Origin of the sequence: Erysipelatoclostridium sp. An15, from assembly GCF_002160675.1 — a bacterium.
Lineage (GTDB): Bacteria > Bacillota_I > Bacilli_A > Erysipelotrichales > Coprobacillaceae > Thomasclavelia > Thomasclavelia merdavium.
Map to the genome: position 1 here is coordinate 1 of NZ_NFLA01000052.1, position 16,647 is coordinate 16,647.

At 29.2% G+C, this 16,647-nt stretch carries 15 protein-coding genes and 1 pseudogene; 13 read left to right on the forward strand and 3 right to left on the reverse strand.

From position 1 onward, the window contains the following. Nucleotides 1-129: 129 nt before the first annotated feature. From B5E92_RS12785 to rpsO, 11 genes and pseudogenes are all read left to right on the forward strand, one after another. Nucleotides 130-768 (forward strand): annotated as a pseudogene (locus B5E92_RS12785) (endonuclease/exonuclease/phosphatase family protein); the annotation flags it as partial. 65 nt (nt 769-833) lie between these two features. Next, nucleotides 834-1,700 carry a hypothetical protein gene (locus B5E92_RS12790; RefSeq protein WP_087302815.1) on the forward strand — a complete coding sequence of 289 codons (867 nt, stop codon included), beginning with the start codon at nt 834-836 and terminating at the stop codon, nt 1,698-1,700. 681 nt (nt 1,701-2,381) lie between these two features. Further along, the gene (locus tag B5E92_RS12795; protein WP_087302817.1) at nt 2,382-3,572 is read left to right on the forward strand and encodes an MFS transporter; all 1,191 of its coding nucleotides are present in this window, start codon (nt 2,382-2,384) and stop codon (nt 3,570-3,572) included. An 83-nt stretch (nt 3,573-3,655) separates the two neighbouring features. Further along, on the forward strand, nt 3,656-4,795 hold the full coding sequence (locus B5E92_RS12800; protein WP_087302820.1) for a glycerate kinase: 1,140 nt from the start codon (nt 3,656-3,658) through the stop codon (nt 4,793-4,795). Next, the gene (locus tag B5E92_RS12805) at nt 4,777-5,577 is read left to right on the forward strand and encodes a Cof-type HAD-IIB family hydrolase (RefSeq protein ID WP_239406471.1); all 801 of its coding nucleotides are present in this window, start codon (nt 4,777-4,779) and stop codon (nt 5,575-5,577) included. The genes B5E92_RS12800 and B5E92_RS12805 overlap by 19 nt, the downstream gene beginning before the upstream one ends. Before the next feature lie 11 nt (nt 5,578-5,588). Beyond that, nucleotides 5,589-6,062: a DUF1648 domain-containing protein gene (locus B5E92_RS12810; RefSeq protein WP_087302822.1), complete on the forward strand. Its 474-nt coding sequence runs from the start codon at nt 5,589-5,591 to the stop codon at nt 6,060-6,062. Nucleotides 6,063-6,138: 76 nt separating this feature from the next. Beyond that, the gene (locus tag B5E92_RS12815) at nt 6,139-7,287 is read left to right on the forward strand and encodes an aldo/keto reductase (protein WP_087302824.1); all 1,149 of its coding nucleotides are present in this window, start codon (nt 6,139-6,141) and stop codon (nt 7,285-7,287) included. Between the two features lie 9 nt (nt 7,288-7,296). Next, nucleotides 7,297-8,052, forward strand: a complete 756-nt coding sequence (locus B5E92_RS12820; RefSeq protein WP_087302826.1) for an alpha/beta hydrolase — start codon at nt 7,297-7,299, stop codon at nt 8,050-8,052. Between the two features lie 87 nt (nt 8,053-8,139). Next, nucleotides 8,140-8,991, forward strand: coding sequence for a Cof-type HAD-IIB family hydrolase (locus B5E92_RS12825; RefSeq protein WP_087302828.1), 852 nt, complete (start codon nt 8,140-8,142; stop codon nt 8,989-8,991). Between the two features lie 8 nt (nt 8,992-8,999). Further along, nucleotides 9,000-9,755, forward strand: a complete 756-nt coding sequence (yaaA, locus tag B5E92_RS12830) for a peroxide stress protein YaaA (RefSeq protein WP_087302830.1) — start codon at nt 9,000-9,002, stop codon at nt 9,753-9,755. A 118-nt stretch (nt 9,756-9,873) separates the two neighbouring features. Then, a complete protein-coding gene (rpsO, locus tag B5E92_RS12835; RefSeq protein WP_087302832.1) occupies nt 9,874-10,140 on the forward strand; it encodes a 30S ribosomal protein S15 in 267 nt (88 codons plus the stop codon). A 33-nt stretch (nt 10,141-10,173) separates the two neighbouring features. Here rpsO and B5E92_RS12840 read toward each other — a convergent pair whose 3' ends face one another. Next, nucleotides 10,174-11,505 carry an O-antigen ligase gene (locus B5E92_RS12840; RefSeq protein ID WP_087302834.1) on the reverse strand — a complete coding sequence of 444 codons (1,332 nt, stop codon included), beginning with the start codon at nt 11,503-11,505 and terminating at the stop codon, nt 10,174-10,176. Between the two features lie 166 nt (nt 11,506-11,671). Here B5E92_RS12840 and B5E92_RS12845 point away from each other — a divergent pair, with 166 nt between their 5' ends. Next, the gene (locus B5E92_RS12845) at nt 11,672-12,589 is read left to right on the forward strand and encodes a sugar phosphate nucleotidyltransferase (protein WP_087302835.1); all 918 of its coding nucleotides are present in this window, start codon (nt 11,672-11,674) and stop codon (nt 12,587-12,589) included. A gap of 36 nt (nt 12,590-12,625) precedes the next feature. Here B5E92_RS12845 and glmS read toward each other — a convergent pair whose 3' ends face one another. Further along, nucleotides 12,626-14,443 (reverse strand): glutamine--fructose-6-phosphate transaminase (isomerizing), encoded by a 1,818-nt coding sequence (glmS, locus tag B5E92_RS12850; RefSeq protein WP_087302837.1) that lies wholly within the window; start codon nt 14,441-14,443, stop codon nt 12,626-12,628. Between the two features lie 410 nt (nt 14,444-14,853). On the opposite strand from glmS, the gene B5E92_RS12855 reads away from it, so the two are divergent. Further along, nucleotides 14,854-15,372 carry a hypothetical protein gene (locus tag B5E92_RS12855; RefSeq protein ID WP_087302839.1) on the forward strand — a complete coding sequence of 173 codons (519 nt, stop codon included), beginning with the start codon at nt 14,854-14,856 and terminating at the stop codon, nt 15,370-15,372. Nucleotides 15,373-15,511: 139 nt separating this feature from the next. Here the strand turns inward: B5E92_RS12855 and B5E92_RS12860 are convergent. Continuing rightward, nucleotides 15,512-16,647 (reverse strand): acetate/propionate family kinase (locus B5E92_RS12860; protein ID WP_087302843.1); only part of this gene is annotated, 1,136 nt, incomplete at its 5' end.

Below are 16,647 nucleotides of genomic sequence, written 5' to 3' on the forward strand. Positions count from 1 at the left end.
ATCAAAAATCAAGGGATATTTATACGCTTTTTTAGCGTTTTCAAACACGAAAAGGATATGATCAGATACTTAATTAGCTAAACATATCCTTTTATCTTCTTAAATTGACGACATTGGACTTATAATGTTCACTCATTAAACTATGGAAAAGAAGATTTAGAAGGTTTCGTAAATGATATCAAAGACTTACAGTTAGATATCATTTGCTTACAAGAAGTTGATCAAAACGCAATTCGTTCTGGTAACTTTGATATGGTTGCATCGATGGCAAAGGAAGCCGGTTATCCATATTATCATTTTTATTCAACAATGTGGATTCTTAACGGTTATTATGGAATTGGGATATTAAGTAAATATCCAATTACTAAGGTATCATCACAATTAATGCCTAATAGTTTATTTAGAGAACCACGGGTCTTAACTAAAACAGTAATCGAGTATGGTCAAACACCGTTAAATATTTACAATACCCATGTAGCGTATGATAGTTACCATGATACACAGTTGGATTTTATTGAAAATAATATTGAATTAGATGGTCATGTGATTTTAGCTGGTGATTTTAATTATTTTTATGGTTATAATGAACGATGGGATACTGATATATTAGATAATGTAAATAGTGATGAAACGTTAATGACATATGGCAGTTATGGCTCACCAGATAATATCTATTATTCTGATAATTTTGAATTAGTCGAACGTGATGTAAAAACTTCATCTTTTTCTGATCATAGTTTATTATATGCGGAATTTTTAATTAAATAATTTTAGTTAACATAATGTTAAAATTACAAGAGTAGAATTATAATATATTGAAAAGGAGCGAAGTTATGGAGACGAAAAATAATCATATAAACAATTTACTAAAACAGATTGGTTATAAAGAATTAAACGTTGCTTATAATAATGATAAAATTATTATAAATGAAGATATATATAATTATCAGGATATTAAAGATGTTATTTGTACAGTAGAATATTATGATTCTGGTGTTTATGAAGTTGGCGGAAATTATAATTTTTTAAATGATGAAGCTTTTAGTCTAGCTAACAAAGATGAAATGAGTTATTTGATGTCAATTTTGCAAAATAATGAAGAAATAAAAATTGAATTAGATGCAGTCTATTTGTTAATTAGAGATCGGTTTTTAAATGAAAAAAGATATTTAGCAGGTATTTTTTCAAATGATGATGATGAATTAGTTAATTGCCAAAATAAAGTAAAAGAATGTTCTAATAGTATTTTACAGTATTGCAAACAATTTAGTGATATAGAAAAAGTAGAAAATGAAAAAGAAAATGATTCTCGTAGAGAAGATGAATTATATTTAAATAAACTAATGGAATCATTGTTACAAAATACTAAAGAACCACAAATAGAATTAAATAAATTTAAAGAAACAAGACCGGCAGAAGTAAAAAGAAATATAGTAAAATCACCAAGAGAAATAATTTTAAAAGCTGGAATGTATTTTGAAGGACTTAATTATTTAATGGGCTGGTATGATCTTTATGTAGTTGATGGCAGTGGTTATTTAGAATGTTTTAGTAATAATAAAAGTCAAAAAATATATTTTGATGCTAGTGATGATTTAAGTGATTGTTATCGCAATCTTCAATTAGATCAAAATTCAAGAATTAGATTGGATACAGGAATAAAGTTAAAATTAATCTACTTAGGTCCTAATCCTAAATAATAAATTTTTATAACTTGTCAATGTTTTCTACAAAAAAATGAAGCTGAGATAAATTATGAATGTTTTCATTGTATTGATGGAGTTTTAGCTGCATAGATACTGGAAGCGATAAGAAATATTGACGAGAACAATTACTATGGTTTATAAGCTGATGAAGATTTTCGTATTGCATATAATCACCTCTAGTAAAAGTTTTCCTTTTTATATTTATATTATACAAAATAAAGCATAAAAGCATCATTTCATTGAAGTGATGCTTTTATCGTATAGATTTTGATATTTATTATTTTAAGTACAACAATATATAATTTTTATTAAAGGGAATAGATATAATATTTAAACTATTTTACTGATGACTTTGCTTGATTAGTCTTCTTTTAAGATGCGATTTAATAGTGAAAATCGCTACTAAAATCATTGTTAATAAAATTAATGTTGCAATCATAATTATTTCCACCTTTCTTGATAATTGTATTGATTTATATTGTTATATTGTATTGGTATTTTATAAAGTTAGTCTAATCTAACTATATTATTATATTATCGTTGATAGTTATTTTTGTCAAATGATATGATTAAACTATTGCTTATAAAATATGAATCAAATTTTGAAAAAACTTTTTAATTAACATTAATTATGTTATATTAATATTATGTAAGCGATTATAAGAGGTAGGTATTATGGATAGTAGAAAAAGTTTAAACATTAAGTACATGGCTAGCCAAATTTTTTATTTTGGTGCTTTTGCAGCCATGATGGGCTATGCATCAGTTTATTTGTTGTATAAGGGATTTTCCAATTCTACAATTGGTATTATTTTATCATTATGTAGTATTTTAGCGGTTTTCATGCAACCGGCATTAGCTTCATTTGCCGATAATCATAAAAATATTGAAATCCGTAAAATTATTAATACGATAGTTGCAATTGCGATTATTTTATCAGTTGCCCTATTAGTAATTCCCACAAATCAAACTTTAATTTTTATTTTAATTGTGGCAATTTTTTCTTTAGAAACAACGATAATGCCATTAATCAATACTTTAGCATTTATTTTTGAAAAATATGGTATTCAAATTAATTTTGGTATTGCAAGAGGATTAGGGTCTGTAGCTTATGCTTTAACATCAATGGCATTAGGGTATATTGTTGAATGGTTTAGTCCTGATCTTTTACCAATTTGTTATGTCGTATTTAATGCACTATTATTTATAGTTGTTCATTTATTTATTTTACCAAAAAATGCACAGATTGTTAATGCTGATGAAGAAAGTGAAACAGAAGCTGAAGTACAAGAAAATGTTAGTTTATTAAAATTTGCTGGTAAGTATAAAAAATTTATTGTTTTCTTATTAGGTTTTGTATTAGTTTATTTTGCTCATACAATTATTAATAATTTCTTTATTCAAATTGTAACTAATGTTGGTGGTAATAGTAGTGACATGGGAAATGCGGTATTTTTAGCAGCGATGCTTGAATTACCAACTATGGCATATTTTACTAAGCTTAGTCAAAAAGTGAATTGTGGGACATTAATTAAAGCATCAATAGTGCTATTTTTAGCTAAACATGCTATTACATACCTAGCTACTAATATGGTTATGATTTATATTGCTCAAGTTTTACAAATGGGTGCTTATGCTTTATTTATTCCAGCATCAGTATATTATGTAAATTGTAAAGTTGATAATAAAGATATTGTTAAAGGGCAATCTTTTGTCACTACGTCAATGACAATGTCTGGGGTTTTTGCTAATATCATTGGTGGTATCTTATTAGATGCTGTAGGTGTTAGTGAAGTATTATTGATAGGAGTTATTCTATCATTGATAGGAGCAGTAATTGTATTATTTACAGTTGAAAAAGTATAAAGGTAGTATTTAATCAGGTCGTTTACGACCTGATTATTGCTCAATGATAATTATTTTAAAAAGTAATAGTGGAGGTGATTTAAATGAAAGTAGTAGTGGCTATTGATTCGTTAAAAGGGAGTTTAAATTCACTAGAAGCTGGAAATGCTATTAAACAAGGTATTAAACGAGTATATCAGGATGCTAAAATAATTGTTAAACCTCTAGCTGATGGGGGTGAGGGAACTGTTGAAGCATTAGTATCAGGAATGAACGGTAAAATAGAAACTGTTGTTGCAACTGGGCCATTAGGTGATAAAATAGAAAGTAGTTATGGAATTATTCCAGAAAAAAGATTAGCAATTATGGAAATGGCTAGTATTGCTGGGATTACTCTATTATCTTTAAAGCAGCGTAATCCTCTTTATACAACGACATATGGTTTAGGAGAAATGATCAAAGATGCAATATCTAAAGGCTGTAATAATTTTATTATTGGAATAGGTGGCAGTGCTACAAACGATGGCGGTATTGGGATGTTACAGGCTTTAGGGTTTGATTTGCTTGATAAAGATGGTAATCAAGTTCCTTTAGGAGCTCGCGGGTTAAAGGATTTAGTAAAGATAGATGATAAAAATGTTTTACCTGAATTAAAGAAGTGTCAATTTAAAATCGCTTGTGATGTAACCAATGTATTATGTGGTGAAAACGGCTGCAGTGTGGTTTTTGGCCCTCAAAAAGGCGCTACTAGCCAAATGATAAAAGATATGGATCAATGGTTATATAACTTTGCGAACCTTGCTAAGAAAAAATATCCTCATAGTGATGCTTTAGTTCCTGGTACTGGAGCAGCTGGTGGGTTAGGATTTGCTTTTTTAACCTTTGTTAAGGCCACCCTAGAGTCAGGTATTGATATTATTTTAGAAACAATTGATTTAAAATCTGATCTTAAAGACGCTGATGTTGTTGTTACAGGAGAGGGGTGTTTGGATCGACAAAGCGCAATGGGAAAAGCACCTGTTGGAGTAGCTAAAATGGCTAAATTATATAATAAGCCAGTAATCGCTTTTGCTGGTAGTGTAACTAAAGAAGCTAAGCTTTGTAATCAAGAAGGAATAGATGCGTATTTTCCCATTATTCGTAATATTACAACTTTACAAGAGGCAATGGCTAAAGAGAATGCTAAAAATAATTTAACGGATACCGTTGAGCAGGTATTTAGATTATGGAAAATAAAACAGTAGGAGTAAATAAAATGATTAAAGCAATATTTTTTGATATTGATGGAACTTTAGTGAGTTTTAAAACTCATCAAGTTCCTGATTCAACAATCGAAGCATTAAAACAATTAAAGAAAAAAGGAATTAAAATTTTTATTGCAACCGGTCGTGGAAAAGATGGCTTGAAAGTATTAGATGAGATTGAATTTGATGGTTATATTACCTTAAATGGTCAGTATTGTTATGATAAAGACCTAATTATTTATCAAAATACCATTGATCCTCATGATTTACAAAACCTAGTTAATTATTTAGACAATCATCAGGTTCCTTGTGGATTTACTGAAGAACACGACAAGTATTATAATTATCGTGATTGGCGGGTTGATGAAATTCATCGGATTACACAAAATGACGGCCAGCCAGCTAAAGATTGTAGCCAGGTTTGTACTAGAAAGATATATCAATGTCAATGTTTTGTTGATGAAGCAGAAGAAAAAGAGTTATTGAAATTAATGCCAAATTGTATCTCTGCACGCTGGCATCCAATGTTTTGTGATATTTCACCTAAAGGCGGTACAAAACAAAATGGTATTGATAAGTTTTTAGAATACTATCATTTACAGTTGAGTGAAACAATGGCTTTTGGTGATGGTGGTAATGATATTCCAATGTTGAATCATGTAAATTTAGCTGTGGCAATGGGTAATGGTAATGAAGAAGTTAAAAAAGCAGCTGATTATGTTACTGATGAAGTTGATTTAGATGGAGTTGTTAAGGCATTAAAGCATTTTAATTTACTATAAAAGGTATCTTTATGGATGAAAATTATAAAATCAAAAAAACTAAATATTGTAAAATAGTCAATTATCTATGTATCATAATTTTAACTGTAACATTTGTTTTTTTAATGATACAATATCTTTTGTTACCTGATAAAATTCCAATGCACTATAATTTTAATGGCGAAGTTGATCGTTATGGTAATAAATGGGAGATATGGATTGCTTATATAGCTGGTATAATTTTATATTTTGGTTTATCTGTAATTGAACGTAAACCACAATATTGGAATACTGGAATAACAATAACTGAAAAAAATAAGCAAAGAATATATCAATTATTATATAATATGTTAATAACTATAAAATTACAGGTTGTTTCATTATTTATGATTATGAGTGTTTTTTCATCTTTACAGATAGGTGATTTTAGGATTAATTTGTTAATTCTAGGGGTTATTGTTATTACAACGATTTTATATTTTTATAAAATATTTAAAGCAAAATAGAGGGCTGATGCCCTTTTTAAATTATTATTGACTTAAACTGTACTTTATCTATTACAATAAAAATGAGGTGAATGATATGCTATATCGAAAATTAGGAAAAACTAATATCATGGTTAGTGAGATTGCTTTAGGGTGTGAAGGATTAGCTAAAAAAAGTGATCAGGAAGTTAAAGAATTTGTTGATCAGGCAATGGAGCAGGGAATAAATTTTATTGATTTTTATTCTCCTAATCCGGATATGCGAACTAAGTTTGGAAAAGCGATTGCTAATAATCGTGATAAATGGATCATTGAAGGACATTTATGTTCTTATTGGAAAAATGATCAATATTTAAGAACACGTAAAATTGATGAAGTAAAAGCTGGTTTTGAAGATATGTTACAACGTTTTCAAACTGATTATATCGATATTGGGATGATACACTATATTGATCAGCAAAAAGATTTTGAAACAGTATTTAATGGTCCTATTATTAAATACGCTTTAGAATTAAAAGAAAAGGGCGTTATTAGACATATTGGAATTAGTTCTCATAACCCATTAATAGCTATTGAAGCAGTAAAAACAGGATTGGTAGATGTTATTTTATTTTCTATTAATCCTTGTTATGATTTGTTGCCACCATCTGAAAATGTTAATGATTTATGGGATGATGAAAAATATAAACAGCCATTATTCAATATTGATCCAGTACGTCAGAATTTATACGAATTATGTCAAAAAGAAGGAGTGGCAATTACCGTAATGAAAGCTTTTGGTGGCGGAGATTTATTAGATGAAAAACTATCACCGTTTAAAGTAGCTTTGACACCATTACAATGTATTCATTATTGTTTAACTCGTCCTGGTGTAGTTTCAGTTATGGCTGGCTGTCATAATTGTGAAGAATTGATGACTAATCTTGCCTATGAAAGTGCTGATACAAAAGATAAAGACTTTGCAGAGGTTTTAGCTAACGTCCCTAAACATTCTTTTAAAGGAAACTGTGTTTATTGCGGTCATTGTGCACCATGTGTAAAAGGAATTAATGTAGCTGAGGTAAATAAATATACTGATTTATGTAAAGCACAAAATGAAGTACCAGAGACTGTTAGGGAACACTATAAGGCTTTAAAACATCATGCTAGTGAATGTATTGCTTGTGGTCTTTGTGAAAAGAATTGTCCATTTGAAGTAGAAATAATAAAAAAGATGCAAGAAGCAGTAAAAATATTTGGCTATTAGGAGGGTAAAATGATAGAAAAATTTGAAGTATTAATTACACCATTTTCTTTAAAACGAATGATTCATGTTTATTTACCAGATGATTATTATAATCATCAAGAAAGTTATCCGGTTATGTATATGTTTGATGGTCATAATTTGTTTAATGATCAAGATGCTACTTATGGTAAATCATGGGGATTAAAGGATTTTATGGATAGTTACGATAAAAAAATGATTATTGTTGGTATTGAATGTAATCATGAAGGGAATCAACGTTTAAGTGAATATTGTCCTTATGATTTAGAAAATAGTTTTTTTGGGCCGGTTAGAGGTCAAGGAAAACAATTGATGGATTGGGTAGTGAATGAATTCAAACCAATGATAGATAATAAATATCGAACAATTCCTTTTAGAGAGTGTACTGGTGTAGCTGGTAGTTCTATGGGCGGTTTGATGGCTTTATATACAGTTATCAAATATAATCAATATTTTTCTAAAGCAGCATGTATATCACCAGCTATTTCAATTTGCCAAGAACAACTACAAAATGAATTTAGACAAACTGATATTAGTAGGGATACTCGAGTATATTTTAGTTTTGGAACCCGGGAAGTTCGGGGGAAATCAGGATTTAACTGGATGTTAAAAAATATTAGCTGGTTTAACGATGAAATAGTAAAATTGCATGGTTATAGTTATATTAATGTAGTAAAAAACGGACGTCATAATGAAGCTTCATGGGAGAAAGAAAATCCAGTATATTTTGATTTTTTATGGAAATAGGCTGTTATTTCTAAATGGGAAAAAATTAGGCGTTATTTAGAAATTACGATACAATGATAGTAAATTAAAATAAGCGAGGTTTTGATTATGATAAAAATGATTGTATCGGATATGGATGGAACACTTTTATTAACAGATGCTTCAATTAGTAAAGAAAATTTAGAAGCTATTAAATATGCTCAAAGTAAAGGGGTAAATTTTACAATTGCCACTGGACGAGATTATTTTGGTATAAAAGGAATCATGGATCGTTATGGTTTACATTGTTCATGTATTTTAGGAAATGGAGCTCAGTTTTGTGATGAAACAGGAAAAATCTTGTCTAGCTGTTATTTTCCTAAAGAAAGATTTAAAGAGGTTTTAAAGATTTTTGATGATTTAAATACTTATTATATGATTTTTACAACGGCTGGTTTTTATACAACTAAAAAACCAGAAATAGTTCGTGATGCTTTTATTGATCGTTGTATTCAGCGTTTTAATCGGAAAAAAGAAGAATATTTTAATGGGGTACAACAAGATATGCCTTGTATGCATTTAAAAGAAATCAAGGATGTTGATGAGTTTTTAAAACAAGACATTGATATTATTAAAGTAGAAGCATTTAATACTAATACAGCCTTAATTTCTAAAGCTAAAGAAAAATTGGCTGCTCTTTCAGGAATCGCTTATTTATCTTCTTTTGATGACAATGTCGAAGTGACTGATAAAAAAGCGCAAAAAGGGCTTATTTTAGAACAGGTTGTTGCTAAGATGAATATTTCTAAAGATGAAGTTATGGTTTTAGGTGATGGACTAAATGATATTACAATGTTTGAACGTTTTAAATATTCATTTGCACCTGAAAATGCAGATTCTACAATTAAAGAAATGGCTTATCAGGTAGTAAAGAGCTGTGAAAATAATGGCGTAGCTCAAGCAATCTATACAATGGTTTAAAGATTTATATGAAAATAGTAATTACACCAGCTAAAAAAATGACAAATGATGCTTCTTTTTTAGAAGTTGAAAGCTTACCGGTTTATCTTGAAACAACAGAGAAAATATTAAATCATTTAAAAACTTTAACAATATCGGAGATTAAAAAAATGCTTGGCTGTAGTGATAGGATTGCTAAAGAAGCATATGATAATTATCAGTCAATGGATCTTCGAAATAACCTTACCTGTGCTATTTTAGCTTATCAAGGAATCCAATATGATTATATGGCTAGTCATGTTATGAGTTATGATGACTTTGCTTTTTTACAACAGCATTTAGTTATTTTATCCGGTTTTTATGGTATTTTAAGACCACTAGATGGTGTTGTTAGTTATCGCCTGGAAATGAATAATCCATTTAAAATGGCTGGTTATTCAAGTTTATACCAGGTGTGGGGTGATAAAATTTACCAAGAATTAATAAAAGATGATCATGAAATTCTTGATTTAGGAGCTAATCAGTATGCCCGAGTTATCAAAAAATATTTATCTAAACCAGTAAAATACGTTAAATGTTATTTCAAAGAAGAAATAGATGGTCAGTTAAAAGAAATCGGGGTATATGTAAAAATGGCTCGTGGTGCGATGACTAGATACATAGTTAAAAATCGAATCACAACGTATGAGGGTGTAAAATTATTTAATGATTTAAATTATCAATATCAAGAAGATTTATCTTCTAGCGAGGCATTTGTATTTGTTAGAAAGAGTGAAAAGTTTTGATTTTATCTTGACAATGCTAAGATATTTGATAAAATATTGATTGCGGCTATCCCTAGGATATACGAGGACTCGACGTATAGCTTGGAGTTAGCTAAGTTAAAAAATAGGAGGATAAAAAATGTTAACAAAAGAAGAAAAAACAGCCGTTATGCAAAAATACGCTCGTAAAGAAGGAGATACAGGTTCTCCAGAAGTACAAATCGCTGTATTAACTGCAGACATTAACAAATTAAATGGTCACTTTAAACAACATCCAAAAGATAAACATTCAAATCGTGGATTATTGAAAAAAGTTGGTCGTAGAAGAGATTTATTAAAATATTTAAAAAATAAAGATATCGAAAGATATTCAGCTTTATGCGATAGCTTAGGATTAAGAAAATAAGCTATAAGTTTATATTAATAATAAAGATGATGGCTAGCCATCATCTTTTTCTATTTGATTCAAATATCCTAAAAATAACCAGAATAAAGTAGCAGATAAACTGTAAGTATAAAAAACACCATAATCAAACAAACTACCGATAAATTCACTTACAACAATTAAAGTAAATAATAAGATCATCAAATAAGTATTAAAACTTTTATTAGAAAATAATTTCAAAAGCGATTTAATAGTTTTAAATAAAAAAATTAAAAATATGGTTGCTCCAATAATACCAGTAGTAACTAATGTCTCTACAAATATATTATGACTATGAACTACTTGAATTTGTTTAACTACTGTATCACTTGTTTCATGAGTACCAATTGTTTGAAAATTTCCGGCTCCAATACCAATAATCGGACTAGTTTGCCATACTTGATAAGAAGTTTTTAATAATTCGATTCTACCACTACTTACTTGATCGATAAGTTTTAAAGCTGGCTGTACGTCACCTTTTAACAATAAATCTATTGATGTAAACACTTCTTCAATTTGAAATCTACTATTTTCTTGCTGTTTATTAACAATAGATGAAGTTATATTAGTTGTTACGATAGTTCCTAAAAAAATTCCAATGCAAATTATAATTGATAAGCCATATCGTTTTATTTTAGAAAAGTTTTTATTTTTTATAAAATAAGCGTAGTATAAAGCCGTAATGATAATAGCAATAATAATCATTGCACTGCGACATTTAGTTAAAATAATATAAATTACTTCAATGATAATATTGATCATATATAAATGAGAATATTTACTTTTATTTTTAATAGCTATCAAAGCTAATAAAATAGTAATTGCAGCTAAAAAAGCAGCTGGATTACAATTAAAATAAATACCAAAAAGACGATCATTGACCATTCCAATTGGCCAACCATAGCGACTGCTAGAAAAATCGCATAAATACATTAATATTGAAATACCGCTTGCTAGTGCTATTAAAATATTAACTAAAGGAACAATTATTTTTAATTCGTTTTTTATGTCGTTAATGGTAAAGTTTCTGGGGTTGTTATAAATTAAAGTAAAAATAATTAATTGCATTAAAGCTAATATAAATGATTTTTGATTACTATATTGATTTATTATTGTGGCAAATAGTAGTAAAAATCCATAGATTAGAATTAGTACAAATTTATGATCATGAAAATCAATTTCTTTTTTTATAAAATTGTAACAAATAATTGCAATACCCCAAAATAAAAATAAATAGCTTAATGGATTGATTGTAATATTAAAATATCCTAGTGCTAAAGTATTTGTAAAGATAAAAACAACGAATGCGATTTTGTAATTTTTTTGTGATAATAATAAGTCTTTCATGTAAGCCTCCTAAGCCATATTCTAGCAAAATTACCTTATAAATACTATCTTTTAATCGTATTTATGCATTAAAATTATTATTGCTTAAAATTTTTTTAATATACTGGAAATTAAATCAACTTTAAGTTATCATATTATTTAGCAGAATATTAAAGGTGGAAGGATTATGAAAGACGTTACATTAGTTATTATGGCGGCAGGTATTGGAAGCCGTTTTGGGGGCGGAATTAAACAATTAGCTCCTGTTGGACCAAATGGAGAAATTATCATGGATTATTCAATTTATGATGCTAAAGAAGCTGGTTTCAACAAAGTTGTTTTTGTAATTAGAAAGGATTTAGAAGCAGAGTTTGATAAAGTTATCGGTTCAAGAATTAAACAAGTAATCGATGTTGAATATGTTTTTCAAGAATTAGATCAAATTCCTAGTCAATATCAAGAAACATTTAAGCAAAGAACTAAACCGTGGGGAACTGGTCAGGCAATTTTATGTTGTAAAGATGTTGTTAAAGAACCTTTTTTAGTAATCAATGCTGATGATTATTATGGTAAGGAAGCTTATCAAGTAGCTTATCAATATTTAACAAATCAAAGTGTTGATCAAGAAAAATTGCAGTTAGCAATGGTTAGCTTTGTTTTAAAAAATACTTTAAGTGACAATGGTGGTGTAACTCGAGGTATTTGTAAAATAGATGCTAATGGTTATTTAGAAGATATCAAAGAAACTCATAATATCGAAAAAGGTAATGGATGTGCTGTTGTAAAAGATAATGATTCAGTAACAGAAATTGATTTAGAAGTTCCAGTATCAATGAATATGTGGGCTTTAACACCAGAAATTTTCGAAATATTAGAAAGAGAATTTAATACGTTTTTAGCTAATTTAGATAAAGATGATTTAAAACAAGAATATTTATTACCAACAATAATTGGTTCATTACTTGATGATGGTGTAGTAGAAGTTAAAGTTCTTCAATCACATGACAATTGGTTTGGGGTTACTTATAAAGAAGATAAAGAAAGTGTTGTTAATAGTATTCAAGAATTAATTAGAGATGGAGTTTATCCACAAAAATTATTTTAAAAAATAGCCCTGCTTAATATTAAGCAGGGACTTTTATTATTCTACTGTTACTGATTTGGCTAAATTTCGAGGTTTATCAACGTCACAGCCTTTTAATTTAGCGGCATAATAAGCAATTAATTGTAACGGAATCGCTACTAAAACAGCTTGTAAAATTGGATTTACATCTGGCATATAATAAGTTTCATCAACGTTTCCTACTTCTTGACCTTTAATAGTAAATAAGATTACTTTTGCTCCTCTAGCAATTGTTTCTTGAATATTACTTATTGTTTTTGCTGCAATTTGTGGTTGCGTTGCAACAGCAATTACAACACTACCATTTTCAATTAAAGCAATTGGGCCATGTTTTAATTCACCAGCAATATAAGCATCAGCGTGAATATAAGAAACCTCTTTTAATTTTAATGCTCCTTCAAGAACTGTTGCATAATCTAAATTTCGTCCAATGAAATAAGCATCGTGAAGTTCTTTTAAATAACCGGCATATTTTTCAAATAACGGTTCATCTTTTAAGATTTCTTCTAATTGTTCCGGTAATCTAGCGATACCTTTGATAATATCTTTATAAATTTCATTTTCTTTTCCCAAAGTCTGAGCAATATACATTGCTAATAATATTAAAACAATCACTTGAGTAGTATATGCTTTAGTACTAGCAACAGCGATTTCTGGACCGGCACAAGTATAAATAGTTGCATCGGCTTCACGAGAAATTGTTGAACCTAATACGTTTGCAATAGCAATAGTTGTACAGCCTTTTTCTTTAGCTAGTCTTAATGCTGCTAGAGTATCGGCAGTTTCGCCAGACTGAGAAACAAAAATACATAAAGTTTTTTCATCTATAATTGGTTCACCATATCTAAATTCAGAAGCTGCCTGTGAAAAAGTTGGTATACCAGTTAAACGTTCTAAAATATTAGCTCCTGAAAGACAGGCATGATAAGCAGTTCCACAAGCAACAAAGTAAGTTTTGTTGAAAGTTGAAAAACGATCTTTAATTTCATCTAATTCTGGTAAGACGATTTGATCTTCATTTTCTACTCTGCCACGTAATGTTTCTTTAATTACATGAGGTTGTTCATGAATTTCTTTTAACATAAAAGTGTCATATCCACCTTTTTGAGCTGCTTCGTTATCATAAGGAATATGCGTTGTTTCTTTTTGAATTTCATTTCCATTTGCATCATAGAAAATAATTTTACTTTTGCAAAGTTTGGCGATTTCATAATCTTTAATGAAATAAACATCTTTAGTGTAGTCTAATAATGCAGGAATGTCGCTAGCTGCAAAACTGGCATCACTATTGACTCCTAAAACAATTGGACTATCTTTTTTGGTAACGTAAACAACATCAGGTTCCAATGTTGAAACAATACAAAGAGCATAGCTTCCTTCGATTCGTTTGATAACTTTCTTTAATGCTTCAAGTAAGTCACCTTGATAATATGAATCTAAAAGATGAACAACAACTTCGCTATCAGTTTCGCTATGAAAATGATAACCTTTGGCTAATAATTCTTCTTTTAACTCACGATAATTTTCAATGATCCCATTGTGTACTAACGAAATAGTATTATCGTTGTTAGTATGGGGATGTGAGTTAAGGTTAGATGGGATACCATGAGTTGCCCAACGTGTATGACCAATTCCAACATGCCCTACAGGTGTATCTTGGTCAAGACGATCGACAAGATTTTGTAGTCTTCCTTTCGTTTTAATAGTGAAAAGTTTGTCTTTATCAACAAGGGTAACTCCAGCTGAATCGTAACCACGATATTCTAACTTAGAGAGTCCTTGTAATAAAAATGGTAAAGCTTCTTCTTTACCTGAGAATGCTGTAATTCCACACATAAAATTTCCTCCAAAATATTTAATTTTATTAGTTATTAATGGAGGATACCGAATGAATTTGTTTAACGATCGCTCATTATTTTTGTTCATTGTTTAGGTAGTATCATACCTCTAGACCATCCGCCGAATCTTTCGATAAGTCTAGTCCTCGTCAACTAAGATAACTTAGTCCTGGCGCTATTTGTTATTTGATCTCCTTAATAACTTGTTGATATTATATAAAATTAAAAAATAAAAAGCAACCTATATTTATTATATGAAAATAAGATAAAAGTGTGACTAAAGAATAATATCAAATTTTTTATATTTATAAAAATAATTTTTAGTTATTTGAATAAATAAAAAAAAATCGTAAAAAATAAAAGTGATTTTAGTTTTTGTAAAGTATATGTTTAATAGGAGGAAGAAATATGAGTGTTCAAGAAAATCTATTAGAAATTAGTAAATCTTTAGAAAATCTAGAAGAAACTGGAATCTATGATGTTGAAAAGTATAGTTGTTCATTAAAACATTTAACTAATCAGCTAGAATACTTTTATTGTCATTTAGTTAAAGAAGGGGGACGGGATATTGATAATACATATTATCATCTTGCAAGTCGGCCAATGGTACATCAATTAGCATATTTTAATATTGGCAGGGGCTTTCCAAAAGAATTAATGGATGGCCATTGGTGTTATGTTTTAAAGGATTTAGGTTATAAAATGCTGATAATTCCATGTACATCAATTAAGGGAAGTCAAGTTAATCCTGAATTTGAGATGGACATTGATGTTGTAATGGGTGGCAAGAAAACACAAAGTCGTTTACAATTAAGTGAAATTAGATGTGTTGATATGCAGCGGTTGGATTTAAGAAAACCATTTTGTGATGTTTTGACAAGTCATGATAAAATTATTAAATATGTTAAAGAGCATTTATTAAAATAAAAAAGGCCTGTTAATGGGTAATAAATTAAAATAAGTAAAAAAACAACATGGCACTTTAAAGTATTTATAACAAGAAATATTAGAAGGTATTATAGTTATTTATAAAAAATAAACATGTAGCTTTTGGCTACATGTTTGTTTATAAGTTTAATAGACGTTTTGTATCACGAGCGATAACTAATTCTTCATTAGTTGGGATAACGAAAACTTTAACTTTTGAATTAGGAGTACTAATTAAACGTTCTCCAGTACCGTTTACGTTAGCGTCTTCGTCAATTTCAACTCCTAAAGCTTCTTTTAATAAATCGCAAATACCGCTACGAGCAAAGTATGAATTTTCCCCAATTCCAGCAGTGAAGCAGATTGCATCAACACCACCTAAAGCGATGAAATAACGGCCAATATAAGCGATAACACGACGATAGAAGATATCGATTGCTAATTGAGCACGTTCGTTACCTTCCATTGCGGCATTTTGAACATCTCTAAAGTCACTAGATACACCTGAAATACCTAATAAACCAGATTCTTTATTAAGCATGTTAATAACTTCATGCATATCCATTCCGACTTCTTCAATTAAATAATCAATTACAGAAGGATCAACGTCACCGCTACGAGTTCCCATCATAATTCCTGCAAGTGGTGTAAATCCCATTGATGTATTGATAGATTTTCCATCTTTAACAGCAGATAAAGAACCACCAGCTCCTAAATGAGCAACGATGATCTTTGAATGTTCAGGATTACCTAACAAGTCAATAGCACGTTGTGATACGTAGAAGTGGCTAGTTCCATGAGCACCATATTTACGTACTTTATAATCAGTATAATATTTATATGGAATTGGATAAATATAACATCTTGGTTCTAGTGTTTGATGGAATGCAGTATCAAATACAGCTACCGCTCCAGCATTAGGAATTGCTTCTTTAAAAGCATAGTATCCTGTTAAGTGAGCTGGGTTGTGTAAAGGTGCTAATGATTTTAATTCATCAATTTTATTTACAACATCTTCATCAATAACTACTGAAGAATCAAAATATGCTCCCCCTTGAACAACGCGGTGTCCAACACCTTTAATTTCATTTAAGTCTTTTACAATTCCTTTTTCAACCAAAGTATCTAATAATAGTTGAACTGCAACTTTATGATCTTTGATATTTTGTGTAGTAACACTTTTTTCTCCTTGATATTTGATAGTAAATATTGAATCTTCTAATCCGATTCTTTCAATTACTCCTGATGTAATTACAGATTCATCATCCATTTCAA

What these genes read in the sequence shown, in the direction of transcription:
- B5E92_RS12790 (WP_087302815.1), top strand. Translation starts at nt 834, where the DNA reads ATGGAGACGAAAAATAATCATATAAACAATTTACTAAAACAGATTGGT.
- B5E92_RS12795 (WP_087302817.1), top strand. Translation starts at nt 2,382, where the DNA reads ATGGATAGTAGAAAAAGTTTAAACATTAAGTACATGGCTAGCCAAATT.
- B5E92_RS12800 (WP_087302820.1), top strand. Translation starts at nt 3,656, where the DNA reads ATGAAAGTAGTAGTGGCTATTGATTCGTTAAAAGGGAGTTTAAATTCA.
- B5E92_RS12815 (WP_087302824.1), top strand. Translation starts at nt 6,139, where the DNA reads ATGCTATATCGAAAATTAGGAAAAACTAATATCATGGTTAGTGAGATT.
- B5E92_RS12855 (WP_087302839.1), top strand. Translation starts at nt 14,854, where the DNA reads ATGAGTGTTCAAGAAAATCTATTAGAAATTAGTAAATCTTTAGAAAAT.
- B5E92_RS12825 (WP_087302828.1), top strand. Translation starts at nt 8,140, where the DNA reads ATGATAAAAATGATTGTATCGGATATGGATGGAACACTTTTATTAACA.
- B5E92_RS12845 (WP_087302835.1), top strand. Translation starts at nt 11,672, where the DNA reads ATGAAAGACGTTACATTAGTTATTATGGCGGCAGGTATTGGAAGCCGT.
- B5E92_RS12805 (WP_239406471.1), top strand. Translation starts at nt 4,777, where the DNA reads ATGGAAAATAAAACAGTAGGAGTAAATAAAATGATTAAAGCAATATTT.
- glmS (WP_087302837.1), bottom strand. Translation starts at nt 14,443, where the DNA reads ATGTGTGGAATTACAGCATTCTCAGGTAAAGAAGAAGCTTTACCATTT.
- B5E92_RS12840 (WP_087302834.1), bottom strand. Translation starts at nt 11,505, where the DNA reads ATGAAAGACTTATTATTATCACAAAAAAATTACAAAATCGCATTCGTT.
- yaaA (WP_087302830.1), top strand. Translation starts at nt 9,000, where the DNA reads ATGAAAATAGTAATTACACCAGCTAAAAAAATGACAAATGATGCTTCT.
- B5E92_RS12810 (WP_087302822.1), top strand. Translation starts at nt 5,589, where the DNA reads ATGGATGAAAATTATAAAATCAAAAAAACTAAATATTGTAAAATAGTC.
- rpsO (WP_087302832.1), top strand. Translation starts at nt 9,874, where the DNA reads ATGTTAACAAAAGAAGAAAAAACAGCCGTTATGCAAAAATACGCTCGT.
- B5E92_RS12820 (WP_087302826.1), top strand. Translation starts at nt 7,297, where the DNA reads ATGATAGAAAAATTTGAAGTATTAATTACACCATTTTCTTTAAAACGA.